The organism is Bacillus sp. FSL W8-0629, from assembly GCF_038593225.1.
In the GTDB taxonomy this organism is placed as follows: domain Bacteria; phylum Bacillota; class Bacilli; order Bacillales; family Bacillaceae; genus Bacillus; species Bacillus altitudinis.
This window is the reverse complement of record NZ_CP151975.1, coordinates 2833558-2849980: the sequence shown is the minus strand read 5'-3', so window position 1 is coordinate 2849980 and position 16423 is coordinate 2833558. Positions and strand designations below refer to the sequence as shown.

Annotated in this window: 20 protein-coding genes; 19 read left to right on the top strand and 1 reads right to left on the bottom strand. The window is 40.4% G+C overall.

Annotation, left to right across the window (positions count from 1 at the left end; translation table 11 throughout):
* Positions 1–1347 (top strand): phage tail sheath family protein, encoded by a 1347-nt coding sequence (locus tag NSQ17_RS14850; protein ID WP_342467558.1) that lies wholly within the window; start codon positions 1–3, stop codon positions 1345–1347.
* Position 1348: 1 nt separating this feature from the next.
* Positions 1349–1792, top strand: coding sequence for a phage tail tube protein (locus NSQ17_RS14845; RefSeq protein ID WP_003213309.1), 444 nt, complete (start codon positions 1349–1351; stop codon positions 1790–1792).
* Positions 1793–2056: 264 nt separating this feature from the next.
* On the opposite strand, the gene NSQ17_RS14840 is transcribed toward NSQ17_RS14845, so the two are convergent.
* Positions 2057–2146, bottom strand: a complete 90-nt coding sequence (locus NSQ17_RS14840) for a putative holin-like toxin (protein ID WP_072368332.1) — start codon at positions 2144–2146, stop codon at positions 2057–2059.
* A 151-nt stretch (positions 2147–2297) separates the two neighbouring features.
* On the opposite strand from NSQ17_RS14840, the gene NSQ17_RS14835 reads away from it, so the two are divergent.
* From NSQ17_RS14835 to NSQ17_RS14755, 17 genes are read left to right on the top strand one after another with little or no spacing between them, the layout of a single operon-like run.
* The gene (locus NSQ17_RS14835; RefSeq protein WP_012011040.1) at positions 2298–2738 is read left to right on the top strand and encodes a phage portal protein; all 441 of its coding nucleotides are present in this window, start codon (positions 2298–2300) and stop codon (positions 2736–2738) included.
* A gap of 41 nt (positions 2739–2779) precedes the next feature.
* Complete coding sequence (locus NSQ17_RS14830) at positions 2780–2917, top strand: hypothetical protein (protein ID WP_008344097.1); 138 nt, start codon at positions 2780–2782, stop codon at positions 2915–2917.
* A gap of 55 nt (positions 2918–2972) precedes the next feature.
* Positions 2973–7058 (top strand): transglycosylase SLT domain-containing protein, encoded by a 4086-nt coding sequence (locus tag NSQ17_RS14825; protein ID WP_342467557.1) that lies wholly within the window; start codon positions 2973–2975, stop codon positions 7056–7058.
* On the top strand, positions 7051–7719 hold the full coding sequence (locus NSQ17_RS14820; RefSeq protein ID WP_007500584.1) for a LysM peptidoglycan-binding domain-containing protein: 669 nt from the start codon (positions 7051–7053) through the stop codon (positions 7717–7719). Before NSQ17_RS14825 ends, NSQ17_RS14820 begins: the two co-directional genes overlap by 8 nt.
* An 11-nt stretch (positions 7720–7730) precedes the next feature.
* On the top strand, positions 7731–8741 hold the full coding sequence (locus NSQ17_RS14815) for a hypothetical protein (protein ID WP_017367933.1): 1011 nt from the start codon (positions 7731–7733) through the stop codon (positions 8739–8741).
* Positions 8738–9004 (top strand): DUF2577 family protein, encoded by a 267-nt coding sequence (locus tag NSQ17_RS14810; RefSeq protein ID WP_017358996.1) that lies wholly within the window; start codon positions 8738–8740, stop codon positions 9002–9004. Before NSQ17_RS14815 ends, NSQ17_RS14810 begins: the two co-directional genes overlap by 4 nt.
* Before the next feature lie 14 nt (positions 9005–9018).
* Positions 9019–9441 carry a DUF2634 domain-containing protein gene (locus NSQ17_RS14805; RefSeq protein ID WP_024719684.1) on the top strand — a complete coding sequence of 141 codons (423 nt, stop codon included), beginning with the start codon at positions 9019–9021 and terminating at the stop codon, positions 9439–9441.
* Positions 9434–10480 (top strand): baseplate J/gp47 family protein, encoded by a 1047-nt coding sequence (locus NSQ17_RS14800; RefSeq protein WP_342467556.1) that lies wholly within the window; start codon positions 9434–9436, stop codon positions 10478–10480. Before NSQ17_RS14805 ends, NSQ17_RS14800 begins: the two co-directional genes overlap by 8 nt.
* Positions 10467–11390, top strand: coding sequence for a YmfQ family protein (locus tag NSQ17_RS14795; protein ID WP_342467555.1), 924 nt, complete (start codon positions 10467–10469; stop codon positions 11388–11390). The genes NSQ17_RS14800 and NSQ17_RS14795 overlap by 14 nt, the downstream gene beginning before the upstream one ends.
* Positions 11391–11401: 11 nt before the next feature.
* Entirely contained in the window at positions 11402–11785 is a 384-nt protein-coding gene (locus NSQ17_RS14790; protein WP_017359000.1) for a phage tail protein, read from the top strand.
* 15 nt (positions 11786–11800) lie between these two features.
* On the top strand, positions 11801–12679 hold the full coding sequence (locus NSQ17_RS14785; protein ID WP_342467554.1) for a hypothetical protein: 879 nt from the start codon (positions 11801–11803) through the stop codon (positions 12677–12679).
* 10 nt (positions 12680–12689) lie between these two features.
* Positions 12690–13019: an XkdW family protein gene (locus NSQ17_RS14780; RefSeq protein WP_268372804.1), complete on the top strand. Its 330-nt coding sequence runs from the start codon at positions 12690–12692 to the stop codon at positions 13017–13019.
* Positions 13016–13225: a phage portal protein gene (locus tag NSQ17_RS14775; RefSeq protein WP_041507669.1), complete on the top strand. Its 210-nt coding sequence runs from the start codon at positions 13016–13018 to the stop codon at positions 13223–13225. Before NSQ17_RS14780 ends, NSQ17_RS14775 begins: the two co-directional genes overlap by 4 nt.
* Positions 13197–14360 carry a hypothetical protein gene (locus tag NSQ17_RS14770; RefSeq protein WP_342467553.1) on the top strand — a complete coding sequence of 388 codons (1164 nt, stop codon included), beginning with the start codon at positions 13197–13199 and terminating at the stop codon, positions 14358–14360. Before NSQ17_RS14775 ends, NSQ17_RS14770 begins: the two co-directional genes overlap by 29 nt.
* A 44-nt stretch (positions 14361–14404) precedes the next feature.
* The gene (locus NSQ17_RS14765; protein WP_342467552.1) at positions 14405–15802 is read left to right on the top strand and encodes a hypothetical protein; all 1398 of its coding nucleotides are present in this window, start codon (positions 14405–14407) and stop codon (positions 15800–15802) included.
* Positions 15803–15814: 12 nt separating this feature from the next.
* On the top strand, positions 15815–16135 hold the full coding sequence (locus tag NSQ17_RS14760) for a hypothetical protein (RefSeq protein ID WP_045034524.1): 321 nt from the start codon (positions 15815–15817) through the stop codon (positions 16133–16135).
* Positions 16132–16275 (top strand): XkdX family protein, encoded by a 144-nt coding sequence (locus NSQ17_RS14755; RefSeq protein WP_178897252.1) that lies wholly within the window; start codon positions 16132–16134, stop codon positions 16273–16275. Before NSQ17_RS14760 ends, NSQ17_RS14755 begins: the two co-directional genes overlap by 4 nt.
* The last annotated feature ends 148 nt before the right edge of the window (positions 16276–16423 follow it).

The following is a 16423-nucleotide window of genomic DNA, read 5'->3' as shown; positions in this document are numbered from 1 at the left end:
ATGAACGGAGGCACTTTTACACCAGGTACAGAGAAAAAGCGTCCTGGCATTTACTTTAATTTTAAAACAACAGCAGAGCAGCGAATTACTTTAGGCGAGCGAGGAACAGTTGCACTTCCTCTTGTCATGAGCTGGGGAGAACCAAAAACCTTTATTTCCGTTTCCGATATGGAAGACTTAAATAAAAAGGTCGGGCTCAACATTGATGATAAGTCACTTCTTCTTTTCCGTGAAGCGAAGAAAAAAGCGCAAACGGTCTTGCTTTACCGCCTAAACGAAGGAGAGCCAGCCAAAGCGGAAATCGCAGAAAACTTTGTGGTCACAGCCAATTATGGTGGTCAAAAAGGAAATGAGATTACCATTCAAGTGACAGAAAATGTACTCGACAGCACAAAACGTGACGTTATCACCTATCTTGGAACAGATATTGTCGATAAACAGGTGGTCACAGATGTCAAAGATCTTGTGAAAAACAAATACGTTCAATTTTCTGGTGAAGGCGAAGCGGTCATTACTGCTGGAGCGGCTTTAAGCGGCGGGAAAAACGGTGTGGCAAGTGTCGCAGATTATACAGCTTTCCTAGAAGCAGCTGAAACGGAATACTTTGATGTTATTGCACTCCCAGTCGATAATAGTGAGCAATTAAAAGCAACATTCGCGTCATTTATTGAGCGTTTACGTAATAAGCAAGGACGTAAGGTGCAAGGCGTTGTGGCTAACTATGCAGCTGATCAAGAAGGTATCATCAATGTCACAAGCGGTGTTGTTTTAGAAGACGGAACAGAACTCGCGCCTGCTCAAACAACAGCTTGGGTCGCAGGAGCAAGTGCAGGAGCGACTTTTAATCAGTCACTGACCTTTGTTGAATACGAAGGCGCAGTCGATACATTAGAGCGTCTTGATAATGATCAAGTAGAATACCGTTTATCACAAGGAGAGTTTCTTTTCACTTTCGATGCAAGAGACCGCACGGTGAGCGTTGAAAAAGATATTAACTCTTTGACAAGCTTCACGGTTGAAAAGAACCAGCAAATGGCGAAAAACAAAATCATCCGTGTGCTAGATGCAATCAACAATGATTTAACATTTGAACTGAAAAATTTGATTAAATTACGCAAAGCCAATGGCAATGACATTCCAGCATCTGATGATGGAGTGCAGCTTGTGAAAACACTGATTACACAGTATCTCACACAACTTCAAGATGGCAGCGGTATTACAGGCTTTAACTCAGAAACAGATATCGTCATTGGCCTCAATGAAGATCGTGATGGATTTATCATCGATTTAGCAGTACAGCCAGTAGACGCAGCAGAAAAATTCTATTTCAATGTGGAGGTGAAGTAAGATGGCTTTTAAAGCGCAAAATACAATCTCAGGTAAAGAAGGTCGTCTTTTCTTAGAAGGTGAGGAACTTGCCTTTATCAAAACGTTTGAAGCAAACGTGGAGAAAAATAAATCAGAAGTGAACGTAATGGGCCGCCGAATGACTGGCCATAAAACAACTGGGGCAAACGGAACAGGAACGGCAACATTCTATAAAGTTACGTCACGTTTCGTTCAACTCATGCTCAACTATGTGAAAAAAGGGGAAGATCCTTATTTCACTCTTCAAGCGGTAATTGATGATAAATCATCAGGCCGAGGCACAGAGCGTGTGACATTATTCGATGTCAACTTTGATTCAGCTAAAATTGCTGGACTAGATGTCGATTCAGAGGCACTTGAAGAAGAAGTTCCATTTACATTTGAAGACTTTGATCTGCCTGAAAAGCTGAAGAATTCTTTCTAAGAAATGTGGAGGAAATTAGCTAAATAAAAACCAAATATGCTATAATGCAAATGTAATGAAAAATGAATGCATTTGTAATGCACATTGCATTCAATAACACACAAAATTATGTTTACATGCAAAGCGATTTGCATACAATAAAAAGAAGCCAGGATGCGCTAACATCCCGGCAATGTACAATGAGGCCCTTCAAGGGGCTGGCTTATCAATTAGATAGTTTTAAGGATAGACTTTCCCTTTCACCTACCAAAGCTCAAGGGGAGTCTATTTTTTGTCTATATATGTCAACAGTGCAATGATAAATGACCCGAAAGCAAGCATTAACATCAGTGCTTGGAATGTTGACATGAGCATCACCCCCTTCCTATCGGGGATGAGCCAGACGCCCTTGAGCAAGCCGTTCAATTGTACGTTCTCAATTATACATGAAAAGATTGGAAAGCACATTCAAAAATGGATGTGCTTTTTTGTATTCAAAAAAACAAACAAAAGGGAGTTTTTAAACATGAGCGAAAAACAAACATTTGATCTTTCATTTTTTATGCCAGGACAAACAGTAGAAGCGGAAGAGGTCAAAGTACCAATTTCTAAGCGTTTTGTTGATAAAAAAGGGAATGTCATTCCTTTTGTCTTCAAAGCGATTACTACGGAACGTATTGATGAACTGGAAAAAGAAAACACCACGTTCAAAAATGTCAAAGGCAGAGGCCGCGTAAAAGACTTAGACAGCCAGCGCTTCTATGCACGAATTGCCATTGAATCGACGATTTATCCAGATTTCCGTTCAAAGGAATTAAGAGAAGCCTACAGCACACAAGATCCAGTTGAAGTTGCAAAACGTGTTTTATCTGTCGGCGGTGAATATGCAAACTGGTTAAACAAAGCGATTGAAATCAATGGATTTGAAGACGAAATTGAAGATTTAGAAGAAGCAGCAAAAAACTAATAAAAGATGGGGATAAGGAAGCGGTGTTTTTATATTACGCCATGCATGAGCTTCACTATTCTCCATCAGAACTCCTCGATTTATACGAAGCACCAAGACAATTTAAGGCATTCTTATTCGGACTCATCAGCTACAAACTCGACATGCTAGAAAAAGAAGCAAAGAAAGGAGGGAAATAAACTGGCGAAGCTCACTGCACGATTTGAATTAGAAGACAAAGTATCAAAGAAGCTGTTGCGCATTCAAAAACGATTTCAAACGTTTGAGAAGCAGCTCAAACCATTTAGAAAACCGGTGAAAATAAGCCTGGAAATGGATGAAAAGAAGCTAAGGAACCTCAATTTATCGATTAGAAGGTTATCTGTATTATCCATGAAGCTAGATCAAGGAATCTATCGTGATCTCAAATCATTAACAAACCAGCTGAACATGATACCGAAACAGATGGTCATATCCATTCAAGCAAAAGGACTAGATGTCATTAAATCCAGTATAGATCGCTTGAAACAATCACAAACAAGTCCAATCCTGCTGACGTTCAAACTGAATGATCAGTTGTCAGGAAAAATGTCATCAATCAAAAAATCAATCCTTCAGCTCATGAACAGAACGTACTATATGAGATTAAACATGATTGACCAAGCCACCGCTGCCATTCAACGAATCAAAAAGACACTCAAAAGCTTGACAATGGCTAAACATGAGATCAGAGTGTCTGTTCAAGACAATGCAAAGAGTAAGTTGAAAAAACGAGATCAGGCAGAGTCAGTTGTGAAAGAAAAGAAAATCAAAAAGAAACCTAATGCGACAGCTGCTACTAAAACGCAGGAAAACAAACAAAGCTGGCTGGGGAATTTGGGGAACAAGGCGTTAAAAGAAATTGAAAAATATGCAGGTGACGTCTCAGATAAATTGAAGGAAAAATTAAGCCCTAGGAAATTTTGGGATGAGAAGGCGCTACCTTGGATTGAAACGAAAATAGACGAATACAAGCAAGAAGTAATCGGACGAATTCGTGAGAAAATTAAAATCAATCCTGAAGAGTATCTAGATAAATGGTTTAACAAAGGATTAGATTTGATCCTTGGTCCGAAAAACCCTTCAAATAACTCGGATGGGTCTAATAATAATACTTCACCAGGTCAGTTGGGTAACCAGAACTCAGACCAAACGCAAAACGGAAAAGGTTTATTTAAAATAAGCTGCTGTTCTTGTTGTGCAAAAGGTTTAAATCCAACTGGAACTACCCAAACAGATAATAGAAATGGTCCGAAAAACAAACCGAATAATCCAACTGGAACTACGAGGGTTGAAAAGAATAAAAAATCTCCAACTAAATTAGGCAGTTTAACCAAAAAAATTCCAGGTATTATGGCTATAGCTGGTCTCGCTGGGATATTCAAAGATACTGATAAGCTAAAAGGCTTAGGAGATACATTTAAAAATTTAGGTAAAGGTGCAGGCAAGTTATTAAAAAAAGTACCCATACTTGGGCCTTTACTTAGTGCAACAGAATTAATTGGCACAACAAAAGAAAATGTAGGTGAAAAAGTAGGAGGATTCGGCGGGGGCATTGCTGGTGGTATGGGTGGTGCCGCGATAGGAACAATGATTGCACCAGGTATTGGAACAGCAATCGGCGGAATTTTAGGAAGCATTTTAGGTGAAGGTTTAGGAAAATGGGTCGGAAAGATGTTTGATGACGGAACCTTGAAGAAAAAATGGGATGACATTGTCAAAGGTGCTGAAAATGCAGTTAATTGGATTAAAGATACTTGGAACAAAGTTTCAGGATGGATCAATAATAATGTATTAACTCCTATTACAACATTCTTCGGTGAGACATGGAATTGGATCACTGAAAAATGGGGACAACTTTCTTCTTGGTTCATGGAAAAAGTTTGGCTGCCTATTTATAATTTTTCAGTTCCGATTATCAATTTTGTAGTTGGCGTATTTGATGTTGCATGGACAATTATCAAAAATATTTGGGCAGTAGCATCAAAATGGTTCATGGATTATGTTTGGGAACCATTTGGCCAATATGCGATAGAAGCAATTGGTTGGGTGTGGAATAAACTTGTTGACACATGGAACTGGATTCAGGAAACATGGGGGATATTTTCTGAATGGTTTTTAACAAATGTTTGGGACCCATTCGGTCAATATGCGATAGAAGCAATTGGCTGGGTATGGAACAAGCTTGTTGAAACGTGGAACTGGATTCAAGAAACATGGGTTGTTTTCTCTGAATGGTTTTTAACAAATGTTTGGGACCCATTCGGTCAATATGCGATAGAAGCAATTGGCTGGGTATGGAACAAACTTGTTGAAACGTGGAACTGGATTCAAGAAACATGGAGTGTATTTTCTGAATGGTTTAATGAATATGTTTGGACACCGTTTAAAACATATGCATTGCCAGCCATTACTTTTGTGTGGAATTTGTTTCAAAATACATGGAACTGGATTAAAACTACATGGGAAAAACTCTCTACTTGGTTTGATGAAAACGTATGGCAACCGTATCAAAAATATGCAGAACCAGCAATAAAATTTGTTTGGGAAACGTTTAAATCAGTTTGGGAAACGATCAAAGGTGTTTGGGAAACAGTGAGTGATTGGTTCAATAAAAATGTCTTTGAGCCATTAAAGAAACATGCTGAGGAACTAACAGAAACGTGGGAAAAAATGTTTGGTTTTATTGGTAGAATAGTAGATAAAGCAAAAGAAATAGGCGGCGGAGTAATAGAATTTTTCATAGGTAAAGGCGAAGAGAAAACCGGTTTAAATCAGGTTGGTCATAAAGCTACTGGGGGGTATATTACTAAACCTATGCTTTCTTGGATAGGGGAAGCGGGCAAGGAGTTTGTTATTCCAACGGAAAACAATAGAGGTCGAGGGAAGATGTTACTTGCTCAAGCAGCAACTCACCTTGGGATGAATGTTGTTCCAAAAAGCGCTAGTAATCTGGCTTCATCGAATGTCTCAGCTAAGCAGAGGACAGACGTAACCTCATCTGTTTCTTTATCTGGAAGAGGTTCAATATCAATGAACAACTCCGAAAGTGGCGTTAGTTATGGAAAAGAATTTACTTCTGATTTTGAGAAGGGGATGAATAGTAATAAAATTTCTCTTAATCAGTGGAAACAAGCCAATATTGACCAACCATTTAATCAAATTCAAGCAGCTTCTTCGGTTTATGGTTCACAAACTGTTGCTGGCTTTGCTTCAGGTCAAAACATGACATCTACTGGCACAAGCCAATACGTAGACCAACACGTCAAACAACCATTCCTGCAAGCCAAACAAGAATCACCAGGATGGGGTTCAGGAATGATCGACGCCTTCAATAGCGGCATGCGTTCAAAAGCAAGTGAAGTCACACAAGCTGCCAAAGAAATGGCGAAGAAAGTGGAACAGGCGTTTAGAGAAGAACTAGACATTCATTCTCCTTCGCGTGTCATGATGAGTCTAGGGAAATTCGCATCGATCGGTGTCGTCAAAGGGCTCGATTCAGTTGATGTGAAAAAGTTTGCTGAAAATCAAGCGGGTTCATTAATCGGAGCGTTCAGCGGTATGGGTGCTTCAGGTCTCAGTGTTCAGCAATGGCTCATGGCAGCTCTGATGGCGACTGGCACATCGATGAGTTGGCTTCCAGGTCTTATGACAATCGCTCAGCACGAATCAAATGGTAACCCGAAAGCCATCAACTTGTGGGATTCCAACGCCAAGAAGGGAACGCCTTCTAAAGGGTTAATGCAAACCATTGGACCGACCTTCCATTCCAATAAAGGCAAGGGCATGAATGATATTTGGAACCCAATTCATAATGCCGTAGCAGCCATTAACTACATTAAGGGCAGATATGGAACAGTCTTCAATACACCGGGATTACGGAGTATGAGAAGAGGCGGTCCTTATAAAGGCTACGCCAATGGCGGTCTGATTACTCAGGAGCAGGTAGCTAGAGTCGGTGAAGGAAACAAACGCGAATGGATTATTCCAGAAGAAAGAGGCATTCGCGGGAGATATTTATTGACGCAGGCAGCAAAGGCACTTGGGATGCAAGTCTATGATCCATCAAATGCATCTGCTCCTTTACCAGAATCACAGATGCAGCAAGTCACCTCAGCACAGTCAGCTGGGACTGCAACAACGTCTGGTAATAAACAAATCACCATCCAGTTCAATGGTGATCAGCATTTCCATAATGGACAGGATCAGCAATCGCTTGTCGAAAAAATTAGACAAATGCTTGTAGACGAACTGGAAGTAGAGCTTCAGACAGGAACGAAAGGGGTCGTGATCGATGGGTAAATCAGTGTATCAATTGTGGATTTCCCAAGGCAAGGAGAAGTTGCGATTCCCTGTGCTTCCATCCGAACTTGAGATCACAAATAATGTACAAAATGAAACAGTGAAGGTCTCCTCCTTTGGAGAACTGACTTTTATTGATGTACCATCGGCTAAACAAGTATCATTCACCTCATTATTTCCTAAGAAATATTCGCCAATTGCTGAATATAAAAGCATTCCATCACCAGAGAATGCAATAGCGAAAATTGAACGAATGATGCGTTCAAAGAAGTCTGTGCGACTGATTGTGACAGGGACTAAAATCAATATGACGTGCAGCATTGAGAGCTTCACTCACAAGGAAGGGTCTTATGACATAGGTGATCGTGAATTTACGATCGAGTTAAAGGAATATAAAACCGCATCGCCTAGGAAAATCAAACGAAAGAAAAAAGCGAAACAAACCAAAAAGAAAAGACCCTCAAAAACACCACCCAAATTGTACACTGTCAAAAAGGGAGATACTCTGTGGGCCATTTCAGGCCGTTTTTATGGCGATAGTACAAAATGGCGGCGTATTTGGAATGCCAATAAAGCAGCGATGATCAAACGAAGTAAACGCAATATTAAACAGCCGGGACATTGGATTTTTCCAGGGCAAAAATTGAAAATACCACAATAGGGGGGCTGACATTGATTGAGCTTTTTGCCATCAGAAGCGGCACGATGTATGAGCTTGTCACAGAGAGTGTGACACTTCAGGGGCAAAGGTATCAGGCCCCTCGCTCTATTCAGGCGAATATTATCACAAAGCAAGGCAGTCAAACATATTACCGTGTCTCAGAAGGAGACACGGTTCTTTTTAAATGGAAAGGAAAAGAGCTGTTCAGAGGCATCGTGTTTTCTAGGACGCCTGTTGAAGGAAAGCTGACCTTTACCGCATACGATATGCTCCAATATTTAGTGAAAAACCAAGATGTATATGTTTTTTCAAATCAACGGGCAGATCAAATTTTGAGGCGGATCGGGGCAGACTTTCAAATTCCTATGACATCCATCGCAAATACAGGACATGTCATGAAGTCTCTCGTTTTTAAAAATGACACGAGTTTATATGACATCATTTTAAAAGCATTGAAAGAAACGAAGCGGCAAACCGGTAGAAATTATCAAATTTATTCTGCTAAAGGCAAGATGGGGCTGAGAGCTTGGCCCGATCCAGAGGACGTGTGGGTCATTGAATCAGGCGTCAACCTCATCGGTTATCAGTACAGCACCTCCATTGAAGAGACAGCAACACGTGTGAAGATGCGCACGTCTGTAGACGAACAGGGGAAGAATAAGAAAAAAGGTAGCAAATCAGATATTGTGGTGATCGAACAGGATAAAGCGGGTCAGAGTCAGTACGGCATTTTACAGCATGTGGAGACGGTCACAGGTCAAATCAACCAGCCGCAGCTTCAAAAAAGAGCGAAAGTACGCCTAGCTGAAAAAAAAGGCGTCAAACAAGAAGTGAAAAGCATACAAGCACTTGGAATCCCTGAACTGCAAAGCGGTCTGCCAATCTATTTGAAAATCCCTGAAATCAACATCAAAAAAACCTACTGGATCGATCAAGACAAGCATGAATTCAATGGAGTGAAGCACACCATGACAATTGACGTCGTTGAGAAAAATTCCATGCCAAAGGGTGATCAAGCATGAGATTAAGTGAAGCAATTAAACGACTCGCTGTCAATGCAGTAGATGCAGCTTCTCCAATTGATCTGGTGATTGGAGAGGTCACAATGGCTTCGCCTCTTCACATCCGATTAAATGAGAACAGTAAGCTGATCATTCCAGAAGAACTGCTTATTTGGCCTAAACGCTTAAATAAGGGTGAGGATGATGAGTTGAAAAGGGGAGACAGCATTATGGTACTTGCAATGGCAGGAGGGCAGTCCTTTTACATCATCGACAAATTGTAAGGGAGGTGATGAATGTGGCACTTTCACCAGAGGAAGAAATCGAGGAAACAGAAGAAGACGAAGAGGTAGAAACCTCGACGACGTATCGCATAGATTTTGAAAATGGTAGGCTGACAAATGAAGCCATTACAGGCATTGAAGCGATCCGTCAATTTATTTATATGACATTGCGAACAGAGCGCTATGCACATCCCATTTACAGTCACGACATTGGCACTGAAATTCAGGAGTTATTGACCGATACAGAAGCAACAGATGAATACAAAGAAATGGAGATTCCAAGATTGCTAGAAGAAGCATTGGTCGTTGATGAGCGGATTGATCATATTGAAGAGATAGAGGTCACGAAGCAAAATGATGCCTTTCAAGTCAAACTAGCCATTGTCACAGATGAAGGCACATTAGAAATAGAGGAGGTGATGGAGGGAGATGTTTGAGGAGCAAACGTATGAGGCGTTGATGGAAAGAATGCTGGACAGGCTGCCAGATGACATAGATAAAAGAGAAAACAGCGTCATTTGGAATGCCTTGGCACCTGCTGCTGCTGAACTGGCTCAGTCGTATATTTGGCTTGATCAAGTATTTGAGCTTGTCTTTGCTGATACAGCACAGGGGGAATTTTTAGATCGACGAGCAGCAGAAGTGGGGATTGAACGAAAGCCAGCCACCAAAGCGGTCTGGTCCGTAACCATTCAACCAGAGAACGTAAACATTCCAGCAGGATCAAGATTCTTTATTGAAGATGTTTATTTTCAATTTTCAAAGGACGGTACACTAGAATGCGAGACAACAGGTACAGCCGGCAATGGGCAATTAACAGGTCAGCCGTTGCTATCGCTTGATACCATTCCGGGTCTAGAGTCGATGATCATGAAGGAATTGGTGATACCAGGGCAAGAGGAAGAAGATGATGCGTCATTATACGATCGGTATTTAATACGCGCAAGGCGAGAGGCTGTCAGTGCCAACAGAGCACATTACAAAAAGTGGGCCGAGGAAGTGGTTGGTGTCGGCAGAGCGAAAGTGTTCCCACTATGGAATGGAGAGGGAACGGTCAAAATTGTCATCACAGACGGCAATCTAGATGTAGCCTCTGAGCTTCTTGTCAAAAGGGTCCAGGAGTATATCGATCCTGTACCGGGAGAAGGAGAAGGGCAAGCTCCTATTGGCTCAAAAACAACTGTGGAAAGCGCCAAGTGGCTGGATATTGACATAGAAGTGTCCGTCGAACTTCAGATGGACTGGACACTTGAGGGTGCGCAAAAAGAAATAGAAGAAAAGGTCAAAGCACTGTTAAAATCAATCGCATTTGAAAAAAGTACGATTCGAATGTCCGCCTTAAATGATATTTTGTACCATTCAGAGAGTGTGTCCGATTATGCAAACGTCTTATTGAATGGGGAGTCAAAAAACTTAGTATTACAGGACATTGAGATACCACGTCTGAGGCAGGTGAAGGTTATTGAGCAAACTTGATGAAATGAAAAACTACTTGCCGCCTTATTTCACAGAGATTTATGATGTGGATCATTTACTAAAAACAGAGGCGCCAGAGTTTGAACAATTGGACGAATCCATTTTTGATGTAACGGATCAATTTTTCCCTTTAACAGCGACGTGGGGATTGAATCGTTGGGAAAGAATGCTCAAGGTGCAGCGAGAGTCAGATGATTCGATTGAGCTGCGCAGGGCACGATTAATCAATATGATGTCGAACATTCCACCAATTACGTATCTGTCATTAGAGAAATCTGTGAATCGATTTCTTAAAAATCCGAGTGCAATCATCCGTCTTACAGTCAACCGTTATCATTTTGCATTGCGTGTGAACCTGGATGACCTGCAAAACACAAGATATATCGTCGAAATACTCGAAACGTTAAAGCCAGCACATTTGGCGTATACGTTCACCGCCATTCATCATACCGATGTTCATGAAACAAATGATCATCACCAGCGGCTCACACTGCGAAGCAGAGTGGGCTTTTTCGATCATATTCCAATTTTACTCAATGGTGAATTCGTATTAAATGGAACGTTCTATCTCAGCGGGATACGAGGTACTACGGAGGTCCCTGCTCGCTTTCGGCATTCATTAAAGATGAGAATGCCGCTTCAACAAGAGAAAGAAACAGCATATCGTCTGAATTATGTCATGACTGGAGCATCGCATGAAACGAATCAAGCAGCTACGCTGACTTTGCGCGCAAAGAACCAGCTTTCACATCAAACGCAAAAGAGGATGACGTTCCGCTTACCGGTACATGTTCAAAATGAACAAGACGGCAGTTTACTGATCAAGGAGCATTATTGGATTCTCGATGGATCCATTCCGCTTGATGGATCAAAAATGCTAGCAGCAACTTCTAAAAAAATAGACCTATAAGGAGGATCACAATGGCTGATCAATTAACCGTAACCACACTATATGCACGTCAACAAATGGCAAAGGCACGAGCAGAAGGAACAAAACTCACAAAAGTCGTCAAAATGGCATTCGGAAATGGAGGAACAAAGGATGGAAAACCGATCTCTCTTGACGGAACCGAACAAGCACTCAAAAAAGAACTGATTCAAAAAAATATTGATTCATTTACCTTCATGGAACCGGCAAAAATCCGCTACACCTGCACCATCGCTGAAGGAGAACTCGCAGGCGAAGTCATCAATGAACTAGCCCTTGTCGACGAGGCCGGCAAATTCACCGCCATCCGCACCATGACAGACAAACAAAAAGACGGCGACATCGAATTTGTTTTTGAGATTGATGATATTTATTAATGGAGGGGAAAAGAAGTGGACATAAAATCACCTTTACCGTTTGAATCCTCTGACAAAGCCCATGCCAACTTATTTAACAGGATGGTCAACACACTTGTGGAGAATGACAATGCGCTCAGTCAACAAATAGCAGGGATCACGAATGAAAGCTTGTTTATTTTAACAGGCGACCAAGCCATTCAAGATGCATCAGTCAGCGGTGAGGAATATCCAATTGGCATTACGTTTATGGATATTGGCCAAGCCAATGATAAGGGATATCCGACGAGATATGGCTTTGTGAAGAATGAGAAGATCAGTAATTTTCGATTTGTACAATACTATTATGGCACTGGAAACGAAGCTGGTAATTATTTTGATAGTACTGGAATTTGGTGCAGGCATTGGTGGACGGGATCGGGGTGGACCGACTGGCATAAACTCTCTGGTTTTCTTCATACGAATATTGGCACAACTGGTAAGCAGCTGCTTAATAATGCAGAGCGACAAAAAATCCTTTTTAATCGAAAAATAAAAGATAGTCACAATCATTTTGATATAAAAAATAGTCGTTTTATTTGTCCGGAAAACGGTATGTATCTAGTAAACGCTGGAGTCTATATTGAGACAGTTCAAATGTATGCAAATTTTGAGCTGTCTATTTTTTTAAATGGTAAAAATTATAAAAATATATCTCATTATAGACATCTCCCTGCCACACCCTCTGAAACGGCAAAACTTGATATAGGTTTATATGGGGCTGCGAATGTGCCAGCGAATAAAGGAGATTACATTGAAATTTACATGTATATAGGATATGCGGGAAATTCCGATCGTTATATATCTGATAATTCAGGCTGGTACAACTATTTCGATATTACGGAATTAGGCGGCCGTAATTTTCCGAGAGTGTAGGAGGAGTCAGATGATTTTATATGAAGCCATTAAGTATAAATACCCCGCTGCGGACCCACAAAAAGATTTTGAACTAAGAAATGACGGCGACGGTTCTTATATAAACGAGTGGTATCTAGATGTGCCAAAGCCAACGGTAGAAGAGTTGAAGAAATGGTGGGAAGAATCCAAAGCCAACCAGATGTATCAACCACCTCTTCCACTAGATTATCTAGCACAAGAAGTAGCCAAAGAAAAGCTGATGAGAAAACAACTTGAACACCAATGTGATCATCTAACAAAAGAACTAAAGGCGCTAAAAAGTGAGATTCTTTTCATTAAAGGAGGGAGTGAAACATGAATTATTGGGTCATGGCATTATATTTTCAATGGGTGACACCTGAGTTGGTCAAACAAGCCATTGAATTAGGGGATTGTTCAATGGAAGAGATGAAAGAGGGATATCACCAGCACATACTGACTTTAGAGCAATTAAAAGAAATTGACCCAAACTTTCTAAAAGAAGGAGTAGATGGAAATGGAGATAAAAAAACCAAAGTCATTTGAAGTTAGCGACAAAGCCCATGCTGATTTATTCAATGACATGGTAAAGGTTTTACTTGAGAATGATCAGGGACTGTTAGAACAACACATTGGCCATATTGATGACACCAAGCCACATGCATCTGAAGAAGAGAAGAAGAAATGGAATGAATCGCAGTTATATAAGATCACAGGTGATGACGGCAAACACTTGATCTCTGTTTCAGCTGACAAAAATATTTATGATGAGATAAAAGATAAGGGGACCTGTACTTTCATTGCATCCCCAGGGGTAGAAGATTCCCCTGCACCCAGCAATGCTTATTTAAGAGGAATACAGACTGTTGGACAAAATAACATTGGTACTGGATTTGCGGTAGACACGTCGGGTTATGCATATTACTTCTTCTATAATTCTACCCATGTATCTATCACTTGGACGCAGCTGCCGAGAACAGTTGATAAAGATAAATGGAATGGCAGCCAATTAATTAAAATTACAAATGACACGGGTGGTGTACGTGTATCTGTAGGAACTACAGAGAGTTTACTCGATAAAATTACACAGGCGGGAAAAACATTTGGCACATTTTATTCTCCAGCAGGTGTACAGGACAATCCTTCAGCTTTATCTGCACGCGGTTTTTATCACTTTACATCTGCGGACAGTAATAACATGGGGACGTTTGGGTGGGTGATTGCTGTAGATTATCGCAATAACGTCTTTACGAATTATCTTGATTTAAATTTAGGCTGGCAGGGCTGGCGTAGGTTACTGTCTGCTGCGGATGAAGAGGTGAAGTGGAACAAGGTAGAACTTCCGCAGCTCGAAAATGGTTGGAAAATATATAATTCTGTCGATGGTATTCCCCACACCGTGCAATATAGTAAAGATGCATTAGGTGTGGTTGAAATTATTGGGTCAATTACCGGTGGTAAGGTTGGTTTTGACTCTGTTGCTTTTACCTTAAAAGAAGGATTTAGACCAATGCAATCGACTCACTTTATTGGAGTAGCGTCAAGCATAGGGAAGAGTAGTACACCACAAATTCATAGGACAGCAATCGGGACAGATGGAAAAGTTTGTGTCCAATATTGTTCTAATGATCTGAATCCTAATGAATTTATCACGTTTGGTTTCCGATTTAGAACGAAGTGAACTAGTTGCTTTTATCATAATATCGCTTAGTAATAAAGTTTTTTTTGGAAGGAGAAACCGTTATAAAAACACCTCAACCTTTTAAGACGAGTGATAAAGCTCATGCAGATCTCTTTAACGATTTAGTGAAAATTTTGATTGAAAATGATCAGGAACTACTAGAACAATTCAACCTTCATAAGGGAGATCCAATTCCTCACGTATCTGGTTCAGAAAAGAAAAAATGGAATGAATCACAGCTATATAAACTGACAAATGATAACGGGTCCCAATTGATTAATATCCCTGCTGGTGGCAGTATCTACGAGGGAATTAAAGCGCTAGGGGCTTGCTCATTTTATGCGCCAGGTGGTTCTGGAGTAGTCGATTCTCCAGCTATAGGAAATGCTGCATTAAGAGGCTTTCAGCTAATAGGTCAAAATAATATCGGTGTAGGAATCGCAATCGACACTTCAGGTAATGCATTTTGTTTTTACTATCATGTGAATGACATTGCGATCAATTGGCTGCAAATGCCTACTCAAAACGAAAAAAACAAATGGGACGCAGGACAACTATCTAAAATTACTGCTGACGATGGAAAAGCTTTTGAAAGAATTAATGCGGATGATCCTAGTATTTTAGATAAGCTGATAAAATTGCCGGGAGTTCATTCATGGTACATTCATGAAGCACATCCAGATCTTCCGACAAGAAGTTCAATGAGGGCTTTGTCTGTTTTTAGTGAAAATACCTATGGATGGGTCATCGGTGCAAACAATACAGGAGATGTCTATATTAATCGTTCAACAACTGATGTAACGGGGACACAACAAGAGTGGAGCGGTTGGAAACGTCTCAATGACCATAACCTATTAAATTCAAAGGGATTAAGACTTTCAATGTCAATAGGAACTGATATTTTAACGCTGCCATCCGGCTTTTACTTTGCTGTAGGATCTAATATTGTAAATATGCCTGTCGATAATGATTCTTCTTGGTTTAATATCGATATCTTAGAAACTGTAAATGGTAGAAAGACCATTCATGTCTGCAGAAGTTACGACAACACTCATTGGTTCGGAACAGTCCATACTGATGGTGTTTTTAAAGGGTGGAAAAAACTAGTGACTGATGCTGATTTTGAAAATGTTAAGTGGCTAAATGTAACCTTAGGTAATGGTTCTTCTATTGGAGAAAGACCAGTTGAATATACTAGATGGGGAAATTTATTATTGTTGAGAGGTCACCTAAAAGCAAATAGAGAAGTTATCTGTGGAAGTATTCCAATTACAGGCTTACCAGATAAAGGACTAGTAGTATCAGTTCCCGTATCAGGTACAACGGGTCATAGTAAATTACTTATATACAAAACAGGAGAGCTAAAGCTAACTGGTTTATTATCAGCAAATGATAGTGCGGTAACTGGCTACTATTTAGACACGGTCATCCCATTAAATTAAGGAAGTGATAGTATGATACAAGTCTATGAATACAATCATCGATACGAATTGGTCAGACCTATAGAAGTGTCTCAGGTGGATGACGAAGGAAATTATGTAGTGCCAGATCAATGTACAACAATTGCTCCACCTAATAATCCATCCTTCTATAAAGCAGCATTTGATGTAAAAAAACAACAATGGTATGAATCAGCGACCCAAGAGTATATAGACAGCTTAAAACCGGCCCCACTCCCGCCAAGTGATATCGAACTTTTAAAGAAACAAAATGCTTTGTTATCAAAACAATTAACGCAGCTATTAGCTATGCAAAAAGTAGGTGCTTCAGAATGATGTTTCCAACTGTAGCGGATATCAAACAATTCTGGGACTGGCAGTGTTACGGCCCAGAGGACATTGCATTTTATGTAAGCATTGGCTGGATCTCGGCAGAAGACTATCAAAATATAACTGGAGAAATATACAAAGCCTAATGGCTTTATTTTTTTGCCGGAAAGAAGGTGATTCAAATGGAAGTAGATGTCGTTAAAATTTAATTTCATAAGACCCAATTACCTTTCTTACTGTTTAATGTGCTCAATACAAAAAGGAACGAGAACAGGGGCTCACATTATTATTGAA

Excerpts from the sequence above, each read along its gene's own strand:
- NSQ17_RS14760 (WP_045034524.1), top strand. The coding sequence starts at position 15,815 with ATGATACAAGTCTATGAATACAATCATCGATACGAATTGGTCAGACCT.
- NSQ17_RS14790 (WP_017359000.1), top strand. The coding sequence starts at position 11,402 with ATGGCTGATCAATTAACCGTAACCACACTATATGCACGTCAACAAATG.
- NSQ17_RS14810 (WP_017358996.1), top strand. The coding sequence starts at position 8,738 with ATGAGATTAAGTGAAGCAATTAAACGACTCGCTGTCAATGCAGTAGAT.
- NSQ17_RS14840 (WP_072368332.1), bottom strand. The coding sequence starts at position 2,146 with ATGCTCATGTCAACATTCCAAGCACTGATGTTAATGCTTGCTTTCGGG.
- NSQ17_RS14800 (WP_342467556.1), top strand. The coding sequence starts at position 9,434 with ATGTTTGAGGAGCAAACGTATGAGGCGTTGATGGAAAGAATGCTGGAC.
- NSQ17_RS14845 (WP_003213309.1), top strand. The coding sequence starts at position 1,349 with ATGGCTTTTAAAGCGCAAAATACAATCTCAGGTAAAGAAGGTCGTCTT.
- NSQ17_RS14820 (WP_007500584.1), top strand. The coding sequence starts at position 7,051 with ATGGGTAAATCAGTGTATCAATTGTGGATTTCCCAAGGCAAGGAGAAG.
- NSQ17_RS14755 (WP_178897252.1), top strand. The coding sequence starts at position 16,132 with ATGATGTTTCCAACTGTAGCGGATATCAAACAATTCTGGGACTGGCAG.
- NSQ17_RS14835 (WP_012011040.1), top strand. The coding sequence starts at position 2,298 with ATGAGCGAAAAACAAACATTTGATCTTTCATTTTTTATGCCAGGACAA.
- NSQ17_RS14775 (WP_041507669.1), top strand. The coding sequence starts at position 13,016 with ATGAATTATTGGGTCATGGCATTATATTTTCAATGGGTGACACCTGAG.
- NSQ17_RS14830 (WP_008344097.1), top strand. The coding sequence starts at position 2,780 with ATGCATGAGCTTCACTATTCTCCATCAGAACTCCTCGATTTATACGAA.
- NSQ17_RS14850 (WP_342467558.1), top strand. The coding sequence starts at position 1 with ATGAACGGAGGCACTTTTACACCAGGTACAGAGAAAAAGCGTCCTGGC.
- NSQ17_RS14780 (WP_268372804.1), top strand. The coding sequence starts at position 12,690 with ATGATTTTATATGAAGCCATTAAGTATAAATACCCCGCTGCGGACCCA.
- NSQ17_RS14770 (WP_342467553.1), top strand. The coding sequence starts at position 13,197 with ATGGAGATAAAAAAACCAAAGTCATTTGAAGTTAGCGACAAAGCCCAT.